Raw genomic sequence first — 20,807 nt, 5'->3', positions numbered from 1 at the left:
ATTGAACTATTCAGAAATTATGATTCGCTACGGCGAATTGTCAACTAAAGGGAAAAACAAGATGCGGTTTGTTAACAAACTCCGCAATAATATCAAGCATGTCCTTTCTGTTTACCCAGAAGTGACCGTTTATTTTGACCGTGACCGTGGTCATGTCTATTTGAACGGGGCAGATTATCAGGAAGTCTCAGCTTCTTTGAAGAAGATTTTTGGGATCCAAAATTTCGCACCATCTTATAAGATTGAAAAGTCTGTTCCAGCCTTGAAAGAGGCGGTTGTGGAGATTATGCAGTCCATTTACAAGGAAGGGATGACTTTCAAGATTGCGGCACGTCGTAGCGACCACAGTTTTGAATTGGACAGCCGTGACCTTAACCAAGTCCTTGGAGATGTGGTTTTTACAGCTATTCCAAATGTGCAAGTGCAAATGAAGTCACCAGATATTACCTTGCGAGTGGAAATTCGTCCTGACGCAGCTTATATTTCCCATGAAGAAATCAAGGGGGCAGGCGGTCTTCCAGTTGGTACATCTGGCAAGGGTACGCTCATGCTATCAGGTGGTATTGATTCGCCTGTTGCGGGCTATTTAGCACTGAAACGTGGGGTTGAAATCGAAGCCCTGCACTTTGCAAGTCCGCCTTATACTAGCCCAGGTGCGCTTAAAAAAGCCCATGATTTGACTCGTAAATTGACTGCCTTTGGTGGTAATATCACCTTTATCGAAGTGCCGTTTACAGAAATTCAGGAAGAAATCAAGGAAAAGGCACCTGAAGCTTATTTGATGACCTTGACGCGTCGCTTCATGATGCGGATTACAGACCGAGTACGGGAAGAGCGTGGTGCCATGGTTATTATTAATGGTGAAAGTCTAGGACAAGTGGCAAGTCAGACCTTGGAATCCATGCAGGCTATCAATGCGGTGACAAATACACCTGTTATCCGTCCAGTCGTTACCATGGACAAGTTGGAAATCATTGATATTGCTCAAGAAATTGATACATTTGACATTTCCATCCAGCCATTTGAGGATTGCTGTACCATCTTTGCCCCTGACCGTCCAAAAACCAACCCTAAAATTAAAAACGTCGAGCAGTACGAAGCCCGTATGGATGTAGAAGGCTTGGTAGAACGTGCTGTGGCTGGGATTATCGTAACTGAAATCACACCGAAAGAGGAAGTGAAAGACGAAGTGGATAGTTTGATTGAAGACTTACTGTAGCATACAATTATTTCGACATACATGTAAATCCAGTTATTGCTGGATTTTTTAATACGAATCGTTCGGAAAAATCGAATTTGTATGATATAATAAGACTTCATAAAAAATACAAAGGAGTTATTATGAAAAAAGGAGCGCTAACAGGTTTACTCCTGTTTGGTATGTTTTTTGGTGCAGGAAACTTGATTTTCCCACCTGCACTTGGTGTCTTATCGGGTGAGAATTTCTGGCCAGCTATTTTAGGATTTGTCGTATCGGGTGTCGGTATTGCTGTCGTTGCCTTGATCGTCGGCACCTTAAACCCAAAAGGTTATGTACATGAGATTTCTCGTAAGATTTCTCCAGCCTTTGCAACGGTCTATCTTGTTGCCTTGTATTTGGCTATCGGTCCTTTCTTTGCCATTCCGCGTACAGCAACAACGTCCTTTGAAATTGGTATTGCGCCATTGTTGGGCGATGCGAATCTGGGTATCTGGTTGTTTGGCTTTACAGCCCTTTACTTTGTGGCAGCTTATTTGATTGCCCTCAATCCATCTCAAATCTTAAACAGTATCGGACGTATTTTAACCCCTGTTTTTGCCATTTTGATTGTGATTTTAGTGGTGCTAGGTATTGTTAAATATGGTTCTACAAATCCACTTCCTGCAGCCGATGCTTACTCAGCAGGACAGGCATTTGGTACAGGATTTATTGAAGGATACAACACCCTCGATGCCCTTGCCTCAATTGCCTTTAGTGTTGTAGCGGTGAATACCTTAAAACAACTTGGTTTCTCCAGCAAGAAAGAATATGTTTCAACCATCTGGTCTGTTGGTTTTGTTGTAGCCTTAGCTTTCTCAGCACTATATGTCGGTTTGGCTTTCCTAGGTAATCATTTCCCAGTTCCTGCTGATGTTTTGGCTTCCGATACCAACAAGGGTGTTTACATTCTTTCTCAAGCAACACAGGCTATTTTTGGGCCAGGTGCACAAATTTTCTTAGCTGCCATGGTTATCGTGACTTGCTTTACGACAACGGCTGGCTTGATTGTTTCTTCAGGTGAATTTTTCGCTGAGCGTTTCCCACGTTTTAGCTACAAAGTCTATGCGACAATTTTTACTTTGATTGGTTTTGGGATTGCTAACCTCGGTTTGAACAATATCATCACTTTCTCAGTTCCAGTTCTTTTGGTTCTCTATCCGATTACCATCTATATTGTCTTGATTACCATTGTGAACAAATTTGTACCGCTTTCGACCTACGGTATGCAATTAACTGTGGGAGTAGTGACAGCTTTGTCATTGGTAGAAGTTTTGGCTGGTCAATTTGGTTGGACAGCTGTTTCAAAAGTTATTTCAGCTTTGCCATTGGCTGGACAATCATTAGCATGGTTATTACCAGCTCTTGTCGGAATCGTCCTCTCTCTATTCTTACCAAACAAGCAGGAGAGCGAAGTTTTTGAAATGTAAGAAAAGTGATACAAAACACTTGCATTTGCAGGTGTTTTTGTTATAATAGGACTGTTGACTATGCACATTTCCTGTGCAACCGCACGAATGCCGTTCTTTCGATGAGAGTAGAGTAAGTGGTTCGTCCCACGGTACTAGGCGAGTCTTCACATTAAATTCGGGCAAGGCCCAAAAATCATAGGAGGTGCATAATGAGCACATATGCAATCATTAAAACTGGCGGCAAACAAGTTAAAGTTGAAGTCGGTCAAGCTATCTACGTTGAAAAATTGAACGTTGAAGCAGGTCAAGAAGTTACTTTCGAAGAAGTAGTTCTTGTTGGTGGTGAGAAAACTGTTGTGGGTACTCCACTTGTAGCAGGCGCTACTGTTGTTGGTACTGTTGAAAAACAAGGTAAACAGAAAAAAGTTGTTACCTTCAAGTACAAACCTAAAAAAGGTAGCCACCGCAAACAAGGTCACCGTCAACCTTACACAAAAGTTGTTATCAACGCTATCAACGCTTAATCGCGTAGCTTGAAGCAATCATTACAGAAATTCGGAGGAATAACATATGTTAAACTTGAATCTTGCTAACTTGCAATTTATGGCCCACAAAAAAGGTGGAGGTTCAACGTCAAACGGTCGTGACTCACAAGCAAAACGCCTTGGTGCGAAAGCTGCTGACGGCCAAACTGTATCAGGTGGTTCAATCCTTTACCGCCAACGTGGTACAAAAATCTACCCAGGAGCTAACGTAGGTCGTGGTGGAGATGACACTCTTTACGCTAAAGTAGAAGGCGTTGTACGCTTCGAACGTAAAGGTCGCGATAAGAAACAAGTATCTGTTTACCCAATCGCAAAATAAGTCTGAAAATGGCTTAACAATAGGCTTTCCGAGATTTCGGAAGGCCTGTTTTTTTGTTTTAATCTCCATTTTTCATTTACCAAGGGTTTGATGTGAAATGATCAGGCACTGGTAGTTATATAAAAAGTTATTAGTTGAAAATGAACATGTGAATATAGGTTGACTGACACGAGTAATATATGGTAGTATTACCATACAATAGAATGAAGGGAGGCGATTCAAATGAAAGCAATAGTAAGATATGTCAAAAAACAAGGAATCAAGAGTAAGGAGGTTAAGGCAATTTAACCTCCGAAAGGAGAAAATAATGCAAATTGTAGCAATAAGAGATTCAGTTGAAAAAGCTGATATTATAAAAATGGTATTGGCAGATTTACCTGAGTGGTTTGGCTTACCTGAAAGCACTAAAGAATATATTCAAGATGGGAGTTTGCTGCCATTATGGGCGGCATTTGACGAAGATGAGCCAGTAGGATTCGTAACCTTAACGTGCACCTCTGACGATTGTGGGGAAGTTCACTGTATGGGTGTTAAAAAATCTCATCATCGAAAAGGACTGGGTCGAGCGTTGATGCAAGCATTGGAAGGAGAGGCGAGAAAATCATATGCCTATCTACAAGTAAAAACGGTTGACCAAGGGCACTATGAAACATACGACAAGACCATTGCTTTTTATCATTCTTGTGGTTTTGCTAAGTTAGAAGTTTTTCCAAACTTGTGGGACGAATGGAATCCCTGTCTTATCATGATTAAAAAGTTATAATCACTTACCACTAGCAATTTTGCTGGTGGTTTTATTATGTGGTATAATAGAAAGATAGGAAATTGGAATGAAGAAAGGACGAGTCGATGAATATTCAACAATTGCGCTATGTGGTGGCGATTGCCAATAGCGGGACTTTTCGTGAGGCAGCAGAGAAAATGTACGTTTCCCAGCCTAGTTTGTCTATTTCCATTCGTGATTTGGAAAAAGAGTTAGGTTTTCAAATTTTTAGCCGAACTAGTTCAGGAACTTTTTTGACACAAAAAGGGATGGAATTCTATGAGAAAGCTCAGGCTTTAGTTAAGGGATTTGATCAGTTTGAGCATCTCTATTTGCAACCTGAGGAAGGTGAGAAGACTTTTTCAATTTCAAGTCAGCATTATGATTTTCTTCCCCCATTGATTACGGAGTTCTCTCGTAGCCACCCGCAGTACCCTCATTTTCGCATTTTTGAATCGACTACAGTACAGATTTTAGATGAAGTTGCTCAAGGTTATAGCGAGCTTGGTATTATTTATTTGAACGAGAGAAATACAAAAGGAATCATGCAGAAATTGGATAAACTTCACTTGCAAGCTGTAGATTTGTCTGCATTTCAGACTCATATCTACCTTCGTGAAGATCATCCTTTGACAAAGAAAGCTGAGATTGAGCCAGCAGATTTGGTAGGTCTACCTACCGTACGGTTCACTCAAGAAAAAGAGGCTTATCTCTATTATTCCGAGAACTTGATTGATACGTCGGATTCCTCGGTTGTGTTTGATGTGACAGACCGTGCTACTTTGAATGGAATTTTGGAGCGTACGGATGCCTATGCAACTGGTTCGGGCTATCTTGATGATGAGAGTGTCAATGGCATTACAGTAATTCCTCTCAAAGGAAAGGTAGACAATCGCATGGTCTACGTTAAACGAGCCAATGATGAACTTAGTTCTTGTGCCAAAGACTTTATTGAAACCATGCAGGCATATTTTGATAAGAAGAAGGATGAAAATGCGTAAAATTGGATTTCCATTTTTGATGGTAGTATTAATTGGTCTGGACCAGCTTGTAAAAGCTTGGACAGTTGCCAATGTTGAATTAGATACGGTAACGGAATTTATACCAGGATTGATGAGCTTAGCTTATCTAAGAAATTATGGTGCAGCCTGGTCGATTTTACAAAATCAGCAGTGGTTTTTCACGATAATGACAATTGTAGCTGTGACAGGCCTAGTGTGGTACTATATCAAACAGATCAAGGGCAATATCTGGACTCTATTCAGTCTGTCTTTGATGATTGCTGGTGCTCTTGGGAATTTTATTGATCGTCTTAGACTGGGATATGTGGTGGACATGTTTCACTTGGATTTTATTAGTTTCCCTGTATTTAATGTAGCAGATGTTTGTCTGACAGTTGGTGTAGGTATTTTATTTATTTGTATTATGAAAGAAGAGAGTAATGGAAGTAAGAGTTGAGGTTGGTGGCATTCGTTTGGATAAGGCATTGTCGGATTTGACGGATTTGTCTCGTTCGGTTGCAAATGAGCAGATTAAGGCTGGTCAGGTTTTGGTCAATGGACAGCCTAAAAAAGCTAAATATAGTGTACAGGTTGGAGATGTCCTAACCTATCAAATTCCAGAAGTAGAAGAAATCGACTATGTTGCTGAGGATATTCCTTTAGAGATTGTCTTTCAGGACGAGGATGTTGCTGTTGTAAATAAACCTCAAGGGATGGTCGTTCATCCGTCGGCTGGTCACACATCTGGAACGCTAGTTAATGCTCTCCTTTATCACGTAAAAGATTTGTCAGGCATCAATGGTGTCTTGCGACCAGGAATTGTTCATCGGATTGATAAGGATACTTCTGGCCTGCTCATGGTTGCTAAAAACGATGATGCCCATACAAAGCTTGCTGCTGAATTGAAAGACAAGAAATCCCTTCGTAAGTATTGGGCCATTGTCCACGGCAATCTACCAAACGATCGCGGAGTAATTGAGGCGCCGATTGGTCGTTCTGAAAAAGACCGCAAGAAACAAGCGGTGACTGCCAAAGGGAAAGAAGCTGTGACACGTTTTCAGGTTCTGGAGCGTTTTGGTGACTACACTTTGGTGGAATTGACCTTGGAAACAGGGCGAACTCACCAAATTCGTGTCCACATGGCTTATATTGGTCATCCGGTTGCGGGGGATGAGGCTTACGGCCCAAGAAAAACACTAAAAGGGCATGGTCAATTTCTTCATGCCAGAACGCTTGGATTTACCCATCCGAGAACTGGTGAGGTTGTTGAATTTACGGCAGAAGCGCCAGCTATTTTTCAGGAGACACTTGAAAAACTGCGCAAGGCTGAATAATAGTATGAAAACCTTATCATCTTGCCCATTTTTTCAACAAATGCTATACTAGAACATGAAAAATGTTAAGGAGAGTAAGAATGGAAACTTTACCAAATTGTCCAAAATGTAATTCTGAATATGTCTATGAAGACGGTGCCCTCTTGGTTTGCCCTGAGTGTGCTTACGAGTGGAACCCAGCAGATGTAGCTGAGGAAGAAAGTGGACCTGTTGCAATTGATGCTAACGGTAATCGTTTGGCGGACGGCGATACTGTGACGCTTATCAAAGATTTGAAAGTGAAAGGTGCGCCTAAGGACCTTAAACAAGGTACACGTGTTAAAGGCATCCGTATTGTTGAAGGCGATCACAATATTGATTGTAAAATCGATGGTTTCGGTGCGATGAAGCTGAAATCTGAATTTGTTAAGAAAATCTAAGAGAGGACTGGTTAACCAGTCTTTTCCTGTTTTTGAAAGGATATTATGAAACATCAAAGTATTTTGTTTTACAGTAGATGCCTGTTAGCCATTTTAGCCATCACAGGTACCGCCTTAGAAATCATTAAATACGGTATCGGGATGCTCATGTATTATACGGTGCAATCTAATTTATTAGTATCTCTGTTCGCTGTCTATATGGTATATGCCATGGGTAAAAGTGTGGATTTACAGACGTCACGTTTTCTTCGGATAAAGGCTGCTGTAACCATGTCTATCATGATTACTTGTGTAGTCTATCACTTTATGTTGGCACCTTTGGCAGACGATTTCTGGCGTCTTGAAAATCTACTCTGCCATTATATTGTTCCCTTATATTTTTTGTTAGATACCCTAATAGTAGATCGTCAGCAACAGTACAAGTGGTTTGACCCGATTTGGTGGACGCTTTTGCCTGTTCTCTACATGATTTTTGGTCTAGTGAATGGTCTTTTCATAAAAATTCCAATCCCAGATGCTAAGGACAGTCCTTTTGCTTATTTCTTTCTCAATGTCCCTAAGTATGGTTGGACTTATGTTTTGACTTATGCAGGTACAATTTTTGTTGCTTATCTGATTTGTGGGTTTATGTTGGCGGGACTTAAATCCATAAAACTTAAGACTTCATTGTCTTTTGGAAAAAATTCTCAGTAAAATCCGATAATTTCTATATTTTTTCAGAAAAAAATTGTCAAGGCTGAGATTTTATGCTATACTCTGCTTAATAAATCCTTTAAAACCTGTCCAGAGAGGCAGACAAGGAGTCGGATGTTAAGCAGGTTGGTTCTAACTAGCCTATATTTTCATAGTCTCCTTGTATAAGGAGACTTTTTCTATACTTTTGGAGGTCTTATGAAGACAAAAGAAATCGTTGACGATATGACTATGAAACGGGCGATCACCCGTATCACTTATGAAATTATCGAGCGGAACAAGAATTTGGATAATATTGTCCTTGCAGGGATTAAAACACGGGGTGTTTTCATTGCAAAGAGGATTCAGGAGAGGCTTAAGCAATTAGAGGGTATCGATGTTCCGTTGGGAGAGTTGGATACCAAGCCGTTTCGAGATGACATGAAGGTAGAAGATGATACGACAAATATGACTGCCAATGTCAACGATCGTGATGTTATATTAGTAGATGATGTGCTTTATACAGGACGAACTATTCGTGCTGCTATTGACAACATAGTGTCCTTGGGCCGTCCAGCTCGCGTTAGTTTAGCGGTACTTGTGGATCGTGGACACAGGGAGTTGCCTATTCGAGCAGATTATGTTGGGAAGAATATTCCAACTAGTCGTTCTGAAGAAATCATTGTGCACATGGCTGAAATCGATGGTCAAGACGCTGTCCTTCTGGTTGAAGGTGCATAGTCGCTTCGTTTACAAATTATCATTCTACATCTAGATCATAAAGGTAGGTATCATCATGACAATTACAAATGGTAAAGTTTCACTCAAACACTTGGTTACAATGGAGACCCTCTCAAATGAAGAAGTATTGGGACTCATTCAACGTGGTATTGCTTTTAAACGCGGTGAAAAGGTAGAGTTGGATCGGAAGTACTATGCTTCTAACCTTTTCTTTGAGGATTCAACTCGGACGCATAAGTCTTTTGAAATGGCAGAGCTTCGTTTGGATATGGGAATGATTGACTTCGATGCTCGTACCAGCTCAGTCAATAAGGGTGAAACCTTGTATGATACCATTTTGACCATGTCGGCACTTGGGGTAGACATTTGCGTGATTCGTCATTCGGAAGTGGATTATTACAAGCAATTGATTGATAGTCCTACCATCCAGACTTCAATTGTCAATGGTGGTGATGGTTCAGGCCAACACCCAAGCCAATCCCTACTTGATTTGATGACTATTTATGAAGAATTTGGAACTTTTGAAGGCTTGAAGATTGCCATTGCAGGTGATATTACACACTCACGGGTTGCTAAGTCCAATATGCAAATTTTGAAACGTCTGGGAGCTGAGATTTTCTTTGCTGGACCGGAGGAATGGTACGCAGAGGAATTTGATGTCTATGGTCAGCATTTGAATATTGATGATATTGTGGAAATGGTAGATGTACTGATGTTGCTCCGTGTGCAACACGAACGACATGATGGTGATGGTGGATTCTCTAAAGAAACTTATAACCGTTTGCATGGTTTGACTGATGAACGCTACAAACGCTTGAAAGATACTGCAATTGTTATGCATCCGGCCCCTGTTAACCGTGATGTAGAAATTGATGACCAATTGGTAGAGGCACCAAAATCACGTATTGTCCGTCAAATGCAAAATGGTGTCTTTGTTCGGATGGCGATTTTGGAAGCAATTGTCAATGGCAAGGCTTAAACTTTAACTATTTAGAAATTTGTTAGACTTATCTTATTTAATGTCGCTCAGAGAGGCGACGAATAGAAAGGTAAGGGACAGGTCAATGGTTGCAAGCAACTCATTTCCCTACGCCTGCCTCTATGGAGGTCAGGCTATCCCTTGCACTAGCAGTAAGGTTTATCTAATATCGAGCTAAACCTTACTGTGTCGGTCAGAGCAAGTCGGATGATATGCTAAAGCATTTGTCCTCCTATGCAAAGTCCTATGGGACCTTTGCTAACTTTGACACTAGTTTGTACAGTCAATTATTATCGAATTGACCGTACAAACGTCGGACTATTATTTAATTCTATCCGGAGAGATAGAAAATAGAAAGGAGAGTGGGTGCTCTGTTGCTCGGATTTGTAACTGAATTCGGGCTACGGACTGGGTCAAAAAGATAGTTTTTCCTCGAACGCAAGCGTTCTTGGTCAAACTCCTATTTTGACTGTGTCCGCTTAACGCCCTTAATATCTTATTATTATGTCAAAAAGACGTTTGATTTTAGAGGATGGCACTATTTTTGAAGGGGAGGCCTTCGGTGCTGATATTGATGTGACTGGTGAGTTGGTTTTCTCAACTGGGATGACAGGTTATCAGGAATCTATCACGGACCAGTCTTATAATGGTCAGATTTTAACCTTTACCTATCCCTTGGTAGGAAATTACGGGATTAACCGTGATGATTACGAGTCAATTAAGCCGACTTGTAAGGGAGTGGTTGTCAGTGAGTGGGCTCGTCGGGCAAGTAACTGGCGTAACCAGATGACTTTGGATGAATTTTTAAAGGCTAAGAAAATTCCAGCAATTTCTGGAATTGACACACGCGCCCTAACTAAAATTATTCGTCAGCACGGTACCATGAAGGCGACTCTTGCAAATGTCGGTGATTCTGTGGAGCATTTGACAGACCAGTTGAGAGCGACTGTTTTGCCAACCAACAACATCCAGCAAGTATCAACAAAAACAGCCTATCCTGCACCTGGAGTTGGACGTAGTGTCGTTCTGGTTGATTTTGGATTGAAACATTCTATTCTTAGAGAGTTAGCCAAGCGTGATTGCAATGTGACAGTTGTCCCGTATGATACGACTGCTGAAGAAATTCTTGCCCTCCATCCTGATGGTGTCATGCTATCAAACGGCCCAGGAAATCCAGATGATGTTCCAGAAGCGCTAGAAATGATTCGTGGGATTCTTGGTAAAATTCCAATTTTTGGTATCTGTATGGGGCACCAACTTTTTGCTAAAGCAAATGGGGCAACGACTTATAAAATGAAGTTTGGTCACCGTGGTTTCAACCATGCTGTTCGTGAAATTGCGACAGGTCGAGTGGACTTTACCAGTCAGAACCATGGTTATGCAGTGGCTCGTGAAGATTTACCTGAATGTTTAATGATTACTCATGAAGAAATCAATGACAAATCAGTAGAAGGGGTACGCCACAAGTACTATCCAGGTTTCTCTGTTCAATTCCACCCAGATGCTGCACCTGGTCCACATGATGCCAGCTATTTGTTTGATGAATTTATGGAATTGATGGATTCGTTTAAAAAAGGGCAGTAAGGTTTAACCACTATCGAGCTAAACCTTACTGCGTCGGACTTATCTTATTTAATGTCGCTCAGAGAGGCGACGAATAGAAAGGAGAAGGGGTGTTCTGTTGCTCGGATTTTGTAATTGAATTCGGGCTACGGACTGGGTCAAAAAGATAGTTTTTCCTCGAACGCAAGCGTTCTTGGTCAAACTCCTATTTTGACTGTGTCCGCTTAACGCCCTTAATATCTTAAAATTATGCCAAAACGTACGGATATTAAGAAAATTATGGTGATTGGGTCTGGTCCGATTATTATCGGTCAGGCTGCGGAGTTTGATTATGCTGGGACTCAGGCTTGTTTGGCTTTAAAGGAAGAAGGCTATAGTGTTGTCTTGGTCAATTCAAACCCTGCGACCATCATGACAGACAAGGAAATTGCGGATAAGGTCTATATTGAGCCGATTACGCTTGAATTTGTCACACGGATTTTACAGAAGGAGCGTCCAGATGCTCTCTTGCCGACTCTTGGTGGTCAGACCGGTCTAAACATGGCCATGGAATTGTCTAAGGCTGGTATTTTAGATGAGCTTGGAGTTGAGCTGTTGGGAACCAAACTCTCTGCAATTGATCAGGCAGAGGACCGCGACCTCTTCAAACAACTCATGGAAGATCTCAATCAACCTATTCCTGAGTCAACGATTGTGACAACAGTTGAAGAGGCTTTGGAATTTGCTGGTGAAATTGGCTATCCTGTCATTGTTCGCCCAGCCTTCACGTTGGGTGGTACTGGCGGTGGTATGTGTGCCAATGAAGAAGAACTGCGTGAAATAGCGGAAAATGGTCTGAAACTATCACCGGTGACCCAGTGTTTGATTGAGCGTTCGATTGCTGGTTTCAAGGAAATCGAATACGAAGTAATGCGCGATGCAGCTGACAATGCCTTGGTCGTATGTAACATGGAAAACTTTGACCCTGTGGGAATTCATACAGGAGATTCTATCGTATTTGCCCCAACGCAGACGCTTTCGGATATTGAAAACCAGATGCTGCGTGATGCCAGTCTCAGCATCATCCGTGCCTTGAAAATCGAGGGCGGTTGTAATGTGCAGTTGGCACTGGATCCACATAGTTTCAAATACTATGTCATCGAAGTGAACCCACGTGTGTCCCGTTCCTCTGCCTTGGCATCCAAAGCGACAGGTTATCCTATTGCCAAATTGGCAGCAAAAATTGCGGTTGGCTTGACCTTGGATGAAATGGTGAACCCTGTCACAGGGACAACCTATGCCATGTTTGAACCTGCACTTGACTACGTTGTGGCTAAGATTCCTCGTTTCCCATTTGATAAGTTTGAAAAAGGGGAGCGCCGCCTTGGAACGCAGATGAAGGCAACTGGTGAGGTCATGGCCATTGGTCGCAATATCGAAGAAAGTTTGCTCAAGGCCTGCCGTTCTTTAGAAATCGGAGTCTATCACAATGAAATGCCCGAACTCAGCCAAGTGACAGATGACCAATTGGTTGAAAAGATTGTCAAGGCACAGGATGATCGTTTATTCTATCTTTCAGAAGCTCTTCGACGTGGCTTTACAGTAGAAGAACTGGCTCAATTGACGAAGATTGATCTTTTCTTCCTTGATAAGCTGCTTCATATCTTAGAAATCGAGCAGGAATTGGTAACGAATTTTGATAATATTGATTTATTGAAGAAAGCCAAGAAATACGGTTTTGCAGATCGCAAGATTGCGGAACTCTGGGGACGGACAGAATCCTACATTCGTCAACTGCGGACAGAGCACAAAATTGTCCCTGTTTATAAGATGGTGGACACTTGTGCAGCTGAATTTGAAAGTGCTACACCTTATTTCTATTCAACTTATGAGTGGGAAAATGAGTCCATCCGCTCGGAAAAAGAATCTGTTTTGGTGCTGGGTTCTGGCCCAATCCGTATCGGACAGGGTGTGGAGTTTGACTATGCAACGGTGCATTCGGTCAAGGCCATTCAAGCGGCTGGCTACGAAGCTATCATAATGAACTCAAACCCTGAAACAGTGTCAACTGACTTTTCGGTTTCGGACAAGCTTTACTTCGAGCCGTTGACCTTGGAAGATGTCTTGAATGTGATTGACCTTGAGAAACCCAAAGGGGTTATCGTTCAGTTCGGTGGCCAGACGGCCATTAATTTGGCAGAGCCATTGGCAAAAGCAGGTATTCCAATCTTGGGGACGCAAGTGGAAGACTTGGATAGAGCTGAAGACAGGGATTTATTTGAAAAAGCCCTGAAAGACCTTGGTATTCCACAGCCACCAGGCCAAACCGCAACCAATGAAGAGGAAGCACTAGAAGCGGCCCACAAAATTGGTTTCCCAGTACTTGTTCGTCCCTCATATGTCTTGGGCGGTCGTGCTATGGAAATTGTCGAAAATGAAGAGGACTTACGTTCTTATATGAGAACGGCGGTCAAGGCTTCGCCGGAACATCCAGTTTTGGTGGATTCTTACATCGTCGGTCGTGAGTGTGAAGTGGATGCCATTTCAGACGGTAAGGATGTCTTGATTCCAGGTATTATGGAACATATCGAACGCGCAGGGGTTCACTCAGGTGACTCGATGGCTGTTTATCCGCCACAAACCCTGTCTAAAGAGGTGCAGGCGGCCATTGCAGACTACACCAGACGCTTGGCAATCGGTCTCAACTGTATCGGTATGATGAATATCCAGTTTGTTATCAAGGATGAGACGGTTTATGTGATTGAGGTCAATCCTCGTGCTAGTCGTACGGTTCCATTCTTGTCCAAAGTCACAGACATTCCAATGGCCCAGGTTGCAACCAAATTGATTTTGGGACAAAGCCTTGCGGAACTGGGTTACCAAGATGGTCTTTATCCTGAGAGCAATCAGGTGCACGTTAAAGCACCAGTATTCTCATTTACAAAATTGGCTAAAGTTGACAGTTTGTTAGGACCTGAGATGAAATCTACTGGTGAGATTATGGGGTCTGATACAACTCTCGAAAAAGCACTTTATAAGGCTTTTGAAGCAAGTTATCAGCATTTGGAAGATTTTGGCACTATCGTCTTTACAGTTGCGGATGAGGACAAGGAGGAGGCCTTCCGTCTAGCGGAAAGATACCGTGAAATTGGCTTTATTATTGCGGCTACAAGCGGTACGGCAACTGCCTTTCAAGCTAAGGGCTTAGACTGTCTGCCTGTTGGGAAAATCAGTAGAGACCAAAGAGAGTCGATTCCTCAGCTGGTCCGTAAAGGAAAAGTGCAAGCCATTGTCAATACAGTAGGCAAAAAGCGTGTGGCAGACGAGGATGGAGAGGTTATTCGTGCATCTGCTATCGAAGCAGGGATTCCGCTTTTTACAGCCTTAGATACTGCTGCGGCTATGTTGGCTGTACTAGAAAGTCGTAGTTTTTCGACGCGAGCAATTTAGGAGATAAAAAATGAAGGTTCATTTAGTGGATGAGTTTGGGAATGTAAAGGAAGTGAAGGCTGGTTTTTCATGGACAACCTTTTTCTTCAAGTTTTTTGTACCGCTGATTCGAGGTGATTTAAAATGGTTTGCGATTATTTTGGTAGCATTCTTATTTGCCTTGTTAATTGATCGTCGCTTTGATATTCCTTTTATTAATACTGGCTTTGGGATTTTGTGGGGCTATCTCTACAATCGAATCTATATCAAGGAAGCCTTGGCAAAAGGATGGCGTCCGGTTAGTGAAGCTGATCAGGAAGCCATTCGCCAATTTCTACAATCCTAAGTCTTGATTCACAAAGAGATTTAAGTGTGACTTCGTAAGAAGTCACGCTTTTTCTGTTATAATATTTAATATGAAAGTAATCGTAACAACAAGTTTGGGAATGGATGGGCACTTGGTTCAGAAGGCCAAACGGCTAGCTGAAGATTTAGGGATTGTTTACTGTGAGCGGCGGAAGCAAGCCGTGAAGGTCTTACTCAAGCAGGCGGATGCGGTTTTGGTGGTTTATAAGGATCGATTGGTTTTTGAGCAAAAAGAAGGGAGAAAACTCTTTTTCCATCCAGATACTGCCATGTTGCGGATTAAGTCTGGAAGAGATCCGATTTTAGAATTACTTGGAAAAGAAAAACAATCAATAATAGACTGTACTATGGGCTTGGGATCTGATAGCATAGTGTTAGCGAGTGCTGGTCATCGGGTGACAGCCTTGGAAAGTTCTAAGCTAGTGCACTTTATTGTGAGTCGGGGTTTACAGGATTTTGATAGTGGGCTGCAAGAGGTCAATCGAGCCATGAAATCTATCCAGACAATTTGGACAGATAGTTTGACTTATTTGAAAGAGCAAATAGATAAGTCTGTTGATGTCATTTACTTTGATCCCATGTTTTCAGAAGAAATCAAGGAATCACAAAATCTTTCTGGCTTGTCTGGTTTGGCTGACAGAAGCCGTTTAACGGAGGAAATTGTATCTGAGGCTAAACGAGTAGCTAGGAAGAAATTGATTATAAAGGCTCATTTTCGAGATCAGGTCTTTGAAGAATTTGGCTTTAAACGTCATGTCAGACCTAATCAAAAATTTCACTACGGAGAAATTATTTTGGAGGAGGAAGTATGAAAATCATCGTAACAGGCTTTGATCCCTTTGGTGGCGAGCCTATTAACCCAGCCTTGGAAACAATCAAATCTCTACCTAAGACCATTGCTGGTGCAGAGATTATTCTTGTAGAGATTCCGACTGTTTTTGACAAGGCTGCGGATGTTTTAGAGGAGAAAATGGCAGAACATTTACCTGATGCGGTACTATGTATTGGTCAGGCTGGTGGGCGAGTTGATTTAACTCCTGAGCGTATAGCCATTAACCAAGATGATGCACGCATTCCAGACAATGAAGGGCAACAGCCGATTGATAGAACGATTCGAGAAGATGGTCAGCCTGCTTATTTCTCCACCTTACCCATCAAAGCAATGGTTGAAGCTATTCATAAGATTGGGCTTCCAGCTTCTGTTTCTAATACTGCTGGGACCTTTGTCTGCAACCATCTCATGTATCAAGCTCTTTACTTGGCGGAGAAACAATTTCCAAAGACTAAGGCCGGTTTTCTCCATATTCCCTTCTTGCCAGAGCAGGTTGTCGACAAGCCAGGACTGGCTTCCATGTCTTTGAACGATATTGTAAGAGGAGTTGAAGTAGCCATAGGAGCAATCGTTGAATATAGGGATAAAGAGGATATAAAAAAGGGTGGTGGTAGTACACACTAATGAAAAATATTATGGAAGCAAGAAAACGTGTAGAGGAAATGGAAAAAATATTTAATAGGCATCTAGAGCTGAACAAGTCCCTTTCCGATAGTGTGACCCAACTCAATCAGGAACAATCGACTTATTTACAGTTATTAGATTATTACCAGAGCCAGATCTATATGGAAGATCTTGATTTATCTAATAAGGGGGATTTCAATGGTATTCCTTGCGGAGTATTGAGTGAAGATGGAGTCTATAATTTACTGTTTGACCGTATAAATCTAGCAAGTCAACTGAGAGAACTAGCAGATATGCTCGAGCAATAAATTTTTTTAAAACCTGTCAAGTTTTTTTCTTGACACCCTGTTAAAGTGTGGTATAATAGAACATGTGCTAAATAGCTCTGCTATTTCACCGAATAAAAATACAAAGAAAAGAGAACATTTAAAAATGGCAGTAAAAATCCGTTTGACTCGTATGGGTTCTAAAAAGAAACCTTTCTACCGTATCAACGTTGCAGACTCACGTGCACCACGTGATGGTCGTTTTATCGAAACTGTTGGTACTTACAACCCACTTTTGGCTGAAAACTCAGTAACTCTTAAAGAAGAGCGTGTACTTGAGTGGTTGGCAAAAGGTGCACAACCATCTGATACAGTTCGTAGCCTTCTTTCAAACGCTGGCGTATTGAAGAAATTCCACGAACAAAAATTCTCTAAGTAAGAACAGTAAGCGAGAACACTTATGGACATGATTGAAAATCTCATTATTGCGATTGTGAAACCTTTGATTTCACAGCCTGATAGCTTGACAATAAAAATTGTTGATACACCTGAATTCTTGGAATATCATTTGGATTTGGATCAATCTGATATTGGACGTATCATTGGTAGAAAAGGACGCACAATTTCTGCAATCAGAACGATTGTCTATTCTGTTCCAACAAGTGATAAAAAAGTTCGTTTAGTGATCGACGAGAAAGAATAGAAAGTCACCGTTTGGTGGCTTTTAACTTTACAGAAGGGGTTATGCCCCTTTTTAACATATAGAAAGGGAGATAAGATGAATCTGATTTGGACCTACTTAAAAAAATATCCTAAGTGGATTGCCTTAGACTTGTTAGGGGCCTTCTTATTTGTAGTGGTAAACTTGGGCTTGCCGACTTTTTTGGCTAGGATGATTGACCAAGGAATTACAAAGAACGATGTTAGTCAGCTCTATTTCTGGGCGGGGATGATGGGACTGATTGTCTTGCTTGGAATTGTTGGACGAATAACGCTTGCCTATGCGGCTGGTCAGTTGACAACCAATATAGTAAAAGATATTCGAAATGATTTGTACGAGAAAATTCAGGACTACTCTCATCACGAGTATGAGCAGATTGGTGTTTCTTCTCTAGTTGCTCGTATGACAAATGATGCTTTTGTCTTGATGCAGTTTGCGGAGATGGTATTGAAGCTGGGAATTATCACTCCCTTGATGATGATTGCCTCTGTCATCATGACCTTGGTAACTAGTCCAAGTCTGGCTTGGACAGTCGCAGTAGCTATGCCGTTTCTCGTTATCGTTATTTTCTATGTAGCAACCAAAACCCGTCCTCTTTCTGAAAAGCAACAAAAACGTTTGGATACGATCAACCAATATGTTCGTGAAAATCTCATGGGCTTACGTGTCATTCGTGCCTTTACTCGTGAGGAGTTTCAAGAGGAGCGCTTTGAGTCGGTCAATGAGGAATATACCGATATTTCCAAAAAACTCTTTAATCTGACTGGTCTGACAGAACCTCTCTTTGTCCAGATTATCATTGCTATGATTGTGGCCATTGTCTGGTTCGCTTTGGAGCCCTTGAAAACAGGTAGTCTGCAAATCGGTGATTTGGTAGCCTTTATCGAATATAGTTTCCACGCGCTTTTCTCATTCTTGCTCTTTGCTAACTTGTTTAACATGTATCCACGTATGTCCGTATCGAGCCAACGGATTCAGGAAGTCTTGGACATGCCCATTTCCATTTCTAAGAATGAAGATGGGATTACTGAAACAGACACTCGTGGTTATTTGGAATTTGAAAATGTAACTTTTGCCTATCCTGGTGAAACGGAATCGCCTGTTCTCCACAATATTTCATTTAAGGCTAAGCCTGGGGAAACCATTGCCTTTATTGGTTCAACAGGTTCTGGTAAGTCTTCCTTGGTCAACTTGATTCCACGTTTCTATGATGTGACACTTGGTCGTATCTTGGTGGACGGTGTGGATGTCAGACGCTACAATCTAAAGGCACTCCGCAGCAAGATTGGTTTTATTCCGCAGAAAGCTCTGCTATTTACCGGAACTATCGCGGAAAACTTAAAGTACGGTAAGATGGATGCTAGTCTTGCTGAACTTCATGATGCGACGGATGTGGCTCAGGCTAAGGAGTTTATCGAGAGTAAGGAAGAGAAGTTTGACACCCATCTAGCAGAAGGCGGAAGCAACCTGTCAGGCGGGCAAAAGCAACGTTTGTCCATTGCACGTGCTATTGTCAAGCAGCCGGATATTTATATTTTTGATGATTCTTTCTCAGCCTTGGATTATAAGACGGATGCAATTTTGCGGAGTCGTTTGAAGGAAGTGACGGAAAATGCGACGGTGCTAATTGTGGCTCAACGTGTCGGAACCATTATGGATGCTGACCAGATTATCGTGCTGAACGAAGGTGAAATCGTTGGTCGCGGCACCCACAATGAATTGATGGAAAGCAATGAGATTTATCGAGAAATCGCCAATTCTCAGCTTAACCGTCAATCTCTGACAGAAGAATAGGAGGAATTATGAAGAATAAATCAGTATTTACCCGTGTTTGGGACTATTTACGTCGTTACAAATCTTCTGTATTTTTAGCCGTTTTTCTAAAGACCATCAGTGCAGTTATGAATGCCTTAGAACCCTTTGTACTGGGGCTTATCATTACAGAATTGACCAAGAATCTGTTGGATATTGCTAATGGAGTAGAAGGAGCGCAGATTAACTATTCCTACATTGCCATCATGCTTGCCATCTATGCCCTTCGCGCCCTTCTATATGAAATCGGTGCCTACGGTTCTAACTATTTTATGACCAAGGCAGTGCAGGGAGCAACTAAGGAACTACGTCAGGACTTGAGCCACAAAATTAACAAGATTCCAGTATCTTATTTTGACAAGCACCAGTATGGTGATTTACTCGGACGTTTTACAAGCGATGTGGAGACTGTTTCAAACGCCCTGCAACAAAGTTTTCTCCAGCTAGTCAATGCCGTTCTGACCCTCTCTCTAGCCATTTTCATGTGTTTCTGGTTGGATGTATCCCTAGCACTTGTAGTCGTAACCTTGGTTCCAGTGACCTATTTTGGTTCTAAGTTTGTCATGGGCAAATCCCAGCCGTATTTCAAACAACAGGCTGATGCCCTAGGTCGTTTGAACGGCTTTGTCCAAGAAAATCTGACTGGTTTTAACGTTCTCAAACTTTACGGCCGTGAAGAAATTTCTACAGAAGAGTTTCGCCAGATTACCGCAGATTTGCAGAAAGTTGGTTTCAAGGCTAGTTTCATGTCTGGTTTGCTCATGCCTCTAGTTCACGGCTTCTCAAACATCGCCTACGTTGTCGTCGCCCTGCTATCTGGATTGAAAGTTCTTGCAGGCACATTGACGGTGGGTAATATGCAGGCCTTCGTCCAATATGTCTGGCAGATTTCTCAGCCAGTCCAAACTTTGACCCAATTGGCACCACAGTTGCAGTCTGCCAAATCCTCCCTTGAACGCATCTTTTCAGTCTTAGATGAGCTTGACGAAGAAGACGCCAATGCGCTGGAGTTGACAGCTGGTTTGACCGGACAAGTCAGCTTTGAACAGGTTGAATTTGGCTATTCAGAAGATAAGCCGCTTATCCGTAACTTTAATCTTAATGTTAAGCCAGGAGAAATGGTGGCTATCGTTGGACCAACGGGGGCAGGTAAGACTACTCTTATCAACTTGCTCATGCGTTTCTACGATGTGACATCAGGTTCTATCAAAGTGGATGGTCAGGACATTCGAAATCTTTCACGTCAATCCTACCGTAGTCAATTTGGCATGGTCTTGCAGGATGCTTGGCTCTATGAAGGGACCATCAAGGAAAACCTGCGTTTTGGACGTCTGGATGCGACGGATGAGGAAATTGTGGAGGCTGCTAAAGCTGCCAACGTTGACCATTTTATCCGTACCCTGCCTGGTGGTTATAATATGGAAATGAACCAGGAATCCAGCAATATTTCCCAAGGTCAGAAACAGCTTTTGACCATTGCGCGTGCCTTGTTGGCGGATCCTGCTATTCTGATTCTTGACGAAGCGACTTCTTCAGTTGATACCCGTTTGGAACTCTTGATTCAAAAGGCTATGAAACGGTTGATGAAAGGGCGGACAAGTTTCGTCATCGCTCATCGCTTATCTACCATTCAGGAAGCTGATAAGATTTTGGTCTTAAAAGATGGACAGATTATCGAACAAGGTAACCATGAAAGTCTTTTGGCAGACAAAGGTTTCTATTATAATCTTTATCAAAGCCAGTTTAGTGAATCCAAATAAAAAACGAACTCCCTTGTCAGTGACAGGGAGTTT

At 42.0% G+C, this 20,807-nt stretch carries 22 protein-coding genes and 1 other annotated feature; all 22 genes read left to right on the top strand.

Annotated elements, in window-relative coordinates; all coding sequences use genetic code 11:
- The first annotated feature begins 1 nt into the window (after position 1).
- The 22 genes from thiI (at position 2) to GPW69_RS05510 (ending at position 20,774) form a co-directional block, all read left to right on the top strand.
- The gene (thiI, locus tag GPW69_RS05615) at positions 2–1,219 is read left to right on the top strand and encodes a tRNA uracil 4-sulfurtransferase ThiI (protein WP_074391163.1); all 1,218 of its coding nucleotides are present in this window, start codon (positions 2–4) and stop codon (positions 1,217–1,219) included.
- A 119-nt stretch (positions 1,220–1,338) separates the two neighbouring features.
- Complete coding sequence (brnQ, locus tag GPW69_RS05610) at positions 1,339–2,667, top strand: branched-chain amino acid transport system II carrier protein (RefSeq protein WP_415668468.1); 1,329 nt, start codon at positions 1,339–1,341, stop codon at positions 2,665–2,667.
- A gap of 67 nt (positions 2,668–2,734) precedes the next feature.
- Positions 2,735–2,823: a sequence feature (ribosomal protein L21 leader region), on the top strand.
- Between the two features lie 35 nt (positions 2,824–2,858).
- On the top strand, positions 2,859–3,173 hold the full coding sequence (gene rplU / locus GPW69_RS05605) for a 50S ribosomal protein L21 (RefSeq protein ID WP_002941330.1): 315 nt from the start codon (positions 2,859–2,861) through the stop codon (positions 3,171–3,173).
- Positions 3,174–3,219: 46 nt separating this feature from the next.
- Complete coding sequence (gene rpmA, locus GPW69_RS05600) at positions 3,220–3,513, top strand: 50S ribosomal protein L27 (RefSeq protein WP_009909754.1); 294 nt, start codon at positions 3,220–3,222, stop codon at positions 3,511–3,513.
- Between the two features lie 307 nt (positions 3,514–3,820).
- Positions 3,821–4,276 carry a GNAT family N-acetyltransferase gene (locus tag GPW69_RS05595; protein WP_029171825.1) on the top strand — a complete coding sequence of 152 codons (456 nt, stop codon included), beginning with the start codon at positions 3,821–3,823 and terminating at the stop codon, positions 4,274–4,276.
- 86 nt (positions 4,277–4,362) lie between these two features.
- Entirely contained in the window at positions 4,363–5,277 is a 915-nt protein-coding gene (locus GPW69_RS05590; RefSeq protein ID WP_023370460.1) for a LysR family transcriptional regulator, read from the top strand.
- Complete coding sequence (gene lspA / locus GPW69_RS05585; RefSeq protein ID WP_015646892.1) at positions 5,270–5,734, top strand: signal peptidase II; 465 nt, start codon at positions 5,270–5,272, stop codon at positions 5,732–5,734. Before GPW69_RS05590 ends, lspA begins: the two co-directional genes overlap by 8 nt.
- Entirely contained in the window at positions 5,718–6,611 is an 894-nt protein-coding gene (locus GPW69_RS05580; protein WP_029171823.1) for an RluA family pseudouridine synthase, read from the top strand. Before lspA ends, GPW69_RS05580 begins: the two co-directional genes overlap by 17 nt.
- 80 nt (positions 6,612–6,691) lie before the next feature.
- Positions 6,692–7,030, top strand: a complete 339-nt coding sequence (locus tag GPW69_RS05575) for a zinc ribbon domain-containing protein YjdM (RefSeq protein WP_012775074.1) — start codon at positions 6,692–6,694, stop codon at positions 7,028–7,030.
- Positions 7,031–7,075: 45 nt separating this feature from the next.
- Complete coding sequence (locus GPW69_RS05570; protein ID WP_074391161.1) at positions 7,076–7,723, top strand: Pr6Pr family membrane protein; 648 nt, start codon at positions 7,076–7,078, stop codon at positions 7,721–7,723.
- 198 nt (positions 7,724–7,921) lie between these two features.
- On the top strand, positions 7,922–8,443 hold the full coding sequence (gene pyrR, locus GPW69_RS05565; RefSeq protein WP_011922318.1) for a bifunctional pyr operon transcriptional regulator/uracil phosphoribosyltransferase PyrR: 522 nt from the start codon (positions 7,922–7,924) through the stop codon (positions 8,441–8,443).
- A gap of 55 nt (positions 8,444–8,498) precedes the next feature.
- Entirely contained in the window at positions 8,499–9,422 is a 924-nt protein-coding gene (locus GPW69_RS05560; RefSeq protein ID WP_074391160.1) for an aspartate carbamoyltransferase catalytic subunit, read from the top strand.
- A gap of 504 nt (positions 9,423–9,926) precedes the next feature.
- Positions 9,927–11,006, top strand: coding sequence for a carbamoyl phosphate synthase small subunit (locus GPW69_RS05555; RefSeq protein WP_024388785.1), 1,080 nt, complete (start codon positions 9,927–9,929; stop codon positions 11,004–11,006).
- A 228-nt stretch (positions 11,007–11,234) separates the two neighbouring features.
- On the top strand, positions 11,235–14,414 hold the full coding sequence (gene carB, locus GPW69_RS05550; RefSeq protein ID WP_074391159.1) for a carbamoyl-phosphate synthase large subunit: 3,180 nt from the start codon (positions 11,235–11,237) through the stop codon (positions 14,412–14,414).
- Between the two features lie 10 nt (positions 14,415–14,424).
- Complete coding sequence (locus GPW69_RS05545) at positions 14,425–14,739, top strand: hypothetical protein (RefSeq protein WP_044667780.1); 315 nt, start codon at positions 14,425–14,427, stop codon at positions 14,737–14,739.
- Positions 14,740–14,809: 70 nt separating this feature from the next.
- The gene (locus tag GPW69_RS05540) at positions 14,810–15,571 is read left to right on the top strand and encodes a class I SAM-dependent methyltransferase (protein WP_044761281.1); all 762 of its coding nucleotides are present in this window, start codon (positions 14,810–14,812) and stop codon (positions 15,569–15,571) included.
- Positions 15,568–16,215, top strand: a complete 648-nt coding sequence (gene pcp / locus GPW69_RS05535; RefSeq protein ID WP_024411282.1) for a pyroglutamyl-peptidase I — start codon at positions 15,568–15,570, stop codon at positions 16,213–16,215. The genes GPW69_RS05540 and pcp overlap by 4 nt, the downstream gene beginning before the upstream one ends.
- On the top strand, positions 16,215–16,523 hold the full coding sequence (locus GPW69_RS05530; RefSeq protein WP_029171816.1) for a DUF4298 domain-containing protein: 309 nt from the start codon (positions 16,215–16,217) through the stop codon (positions 16,521–16,523). Before pcp ends, GPW69_RS05530 begins: the two co-directional genes overlap by 1 nt.
- Before the next feature lie 124 nt (positions 16,524–16,647).
- Positions 16,648–16,920: a 30S ribosomal protein S16 gene (rpsP, locus tag GPW69_RS05525; protein ID WP_002940682.1), complete on the top strand. Its 273-nt coding sequence runs from the start codon at positions 16,648–16,650 to the stop codon at positions 16,918–16,920.
- Between the two features lie 21 nt (positions 16,921–16,941).
- Positions 16,942–17,184: a KH domain-containing protein gene (locus tag GPW69_RS05520; protein ID WP_012028079.1), complete on the top strand. Its 243-nt coding sequence runs from the start codon at positions 16,942–16,944 to the stop codon at positions 17,182–17,184.
- Positions 17,185–17,259: 75 nt separating this feature from the next.
- A complete protein-coding gene (locus GPW69_RS05515; protein WP_074391158.1) occupies positions 17,260–18,996 on the top strand; it encodes an ABC transporter ATP-binding protein in 1,737 nt (578 codons plus the stop codon).
- 8 nt (positions 18,997–19,004) lie between these two features.
- A complete protein-coding gene (locus GPW69_RS05510) occupies positions 19,005–20,774 on the top strand; it encodes an ABC transporter ATP-binding protein (RefSeq protein WP_074391157.1) in 1,770 nt (589 codons plus the stop codon).
- The last annotated feature ends 33 nt before the right edge of the window (positions 20,775–20,807 follow it).

This window comes from Streptococcus suis, assembly GCF_902702775.1.
In the GTDB taxonomy this organism is placed as follows: domain Bacteria; phylum Bacillota; class Bacilli; order Lactobacillales; family Streptococcaceae; genus Streptococcus; species Streptococcus hashimotonensis.
Note: the sequence above shows the minus strand (reverse complement) of the source record. Positions and strands in the feature narration are given on the sequence as shown.

What these genes read in the sequence shown, in the direction of transcription:
- GPW69_RS05520 (WP_012028079.1), top strand. Translation starts at nt 16,942, where the DNA reads ATGGACATGATTGAAAATCTCATTATTGCGATTGTGAAACCTTTGATT.
- GPW69_RS05575 (WP_012775074.1), top strand. Translation starts at nt 6,692, where the DNA reads ATGGAAACTTTACCAAATTGTCCAAAATGTAATTCTGAATATGTCTAT.
- GPW69_RS05560 (WP_074391160.1), top strand. Translation starts at nt 8,499, where the DNA reads ATGACAATTACAAATGGTAAAGTTTCACTCAAACACTTGGTTACAATG.
- GPW69_RS05540 (WP_044761281.1), top strand. Translation starts at nt 14,810, where the DNA reads ATGAAAGTAATCGTAACAACAAGTTTGGGAATGGATGGGCACTTGGTT.
- pcp (WP_024411282.1), top strand. Translation starts at nt 15,568, where the DNA reads ATGAAAATCATCGTAACAGGCTTTGATCCCTTTGGTGGCGAGCCTATT.
- GPW69_RS05515 (WP_074391158.1), top strand. Translation starts at nt 17,260, where the DNA reads ATGAATCTGATTTGGACCTACTTAAAAAAATATCCTAAGTGGATTGCC.
- GPW69_RS05595 (WP_029171825.1), top strand. Translation starts at nt 3,821, where the DNA reads ATGCAAATTGTAGCAATAAGAGATTCAGTTGAAAAAGCTGATATTATA.
- lspA (WP_015646892.1), top strand. Translation starts at nt 5,270, where the DNA reads ATGCGTAAAATTGGATTTCCATTTTTGATGGTAGTATTAATTGGTCTG.
- carB (WP_074391159.1), top strand. Translation starts at nt 11,235, where the DNA reads ATGCCAAAACGTACGGATATTAAGAAAATTATGGTGATTGGGTCTGGT.
- GPW69_RS05580 (WP_029171823.1), top strand. Translation starts at nt 5,718, where the DNA reads ATGGAAGTAAGAGTTGAGGTTGGTGGCATTCGTTTGGATAAGGCATTG.
- GPW69_RS05590 (WP_023370460.1), top strand. Translation starts at nt 4,363, where the DNA reads ATGAATATTCAACAATTGCGCTATGTGGTGGCGATTGCCAATAGCGGG.
- rpsP (WP_002940682.1), top strand. Translation starts at nt 16,648, where the DNA reads ATGGCAGTAAAAATCCGTTTGACTCGTATGGGTTCTAAAAAGAAACCT.
- rplU (WP_002941330.1), top strand. Translation starts at nt 2,859, where the DNA reads ATGAGCACATATGCAATCATTAAAACTGGCGGCAAACAAGTTAAAGTT.
- rpmA (WP_009909754.1), top strand. Translation starts at nt 3,220, where the DNA reads ATGTTAAACTTGAATCTTGCTAACTTGCAATTTATGGCCCACAAAAAA.
- pyrR (WP_011922318.1), top strand. Translation starts at nt 7,922, where the DNA reads ATGAAGACAAAAGAAATCGTTGACGATATGACTATGAAACGGGCGATC.
- GPW69_RS05555 (WP_024388785.1), top strand. Translation starts at nt 9,927, where the DNA reads ATGTCAAAAAGACGTTTGATTTTAGAGGATGGCACTATTTTTGAAGGG.
- GPW69_RS05570 (WP_074391161.1), top strand. Translation starts at nt 7,076, where the DNA reads ATGAAACATCAAAGTATTTTGTTTTACAGTAGATGCCTGTTAGCCATT.
- GPW69_RS05530 (WP_029171816.1), top strand. Translation starts at nt 16,215, where the DNA reads ATGAAAAATATTATGGAAGCAAGAAAACGTGTAGAGGAAATGGAAAAA.
- GPW69_RS05510 (WP_074391157.1), top strand. Translation starts at nt 19,005, where the DNA reads ATGAAGAATAAATCAGTATTTACCCGTGTTTGGGACTATTTACGTCGT.
- GPW69_RS05545 (WP_044667780.1), top strand. Translation starts at nt 14,425, where the DNA reads ATGAAGGTTCATTTAGTGGATGAGTTTGGGAATGTAAAGGAAGTGAAG.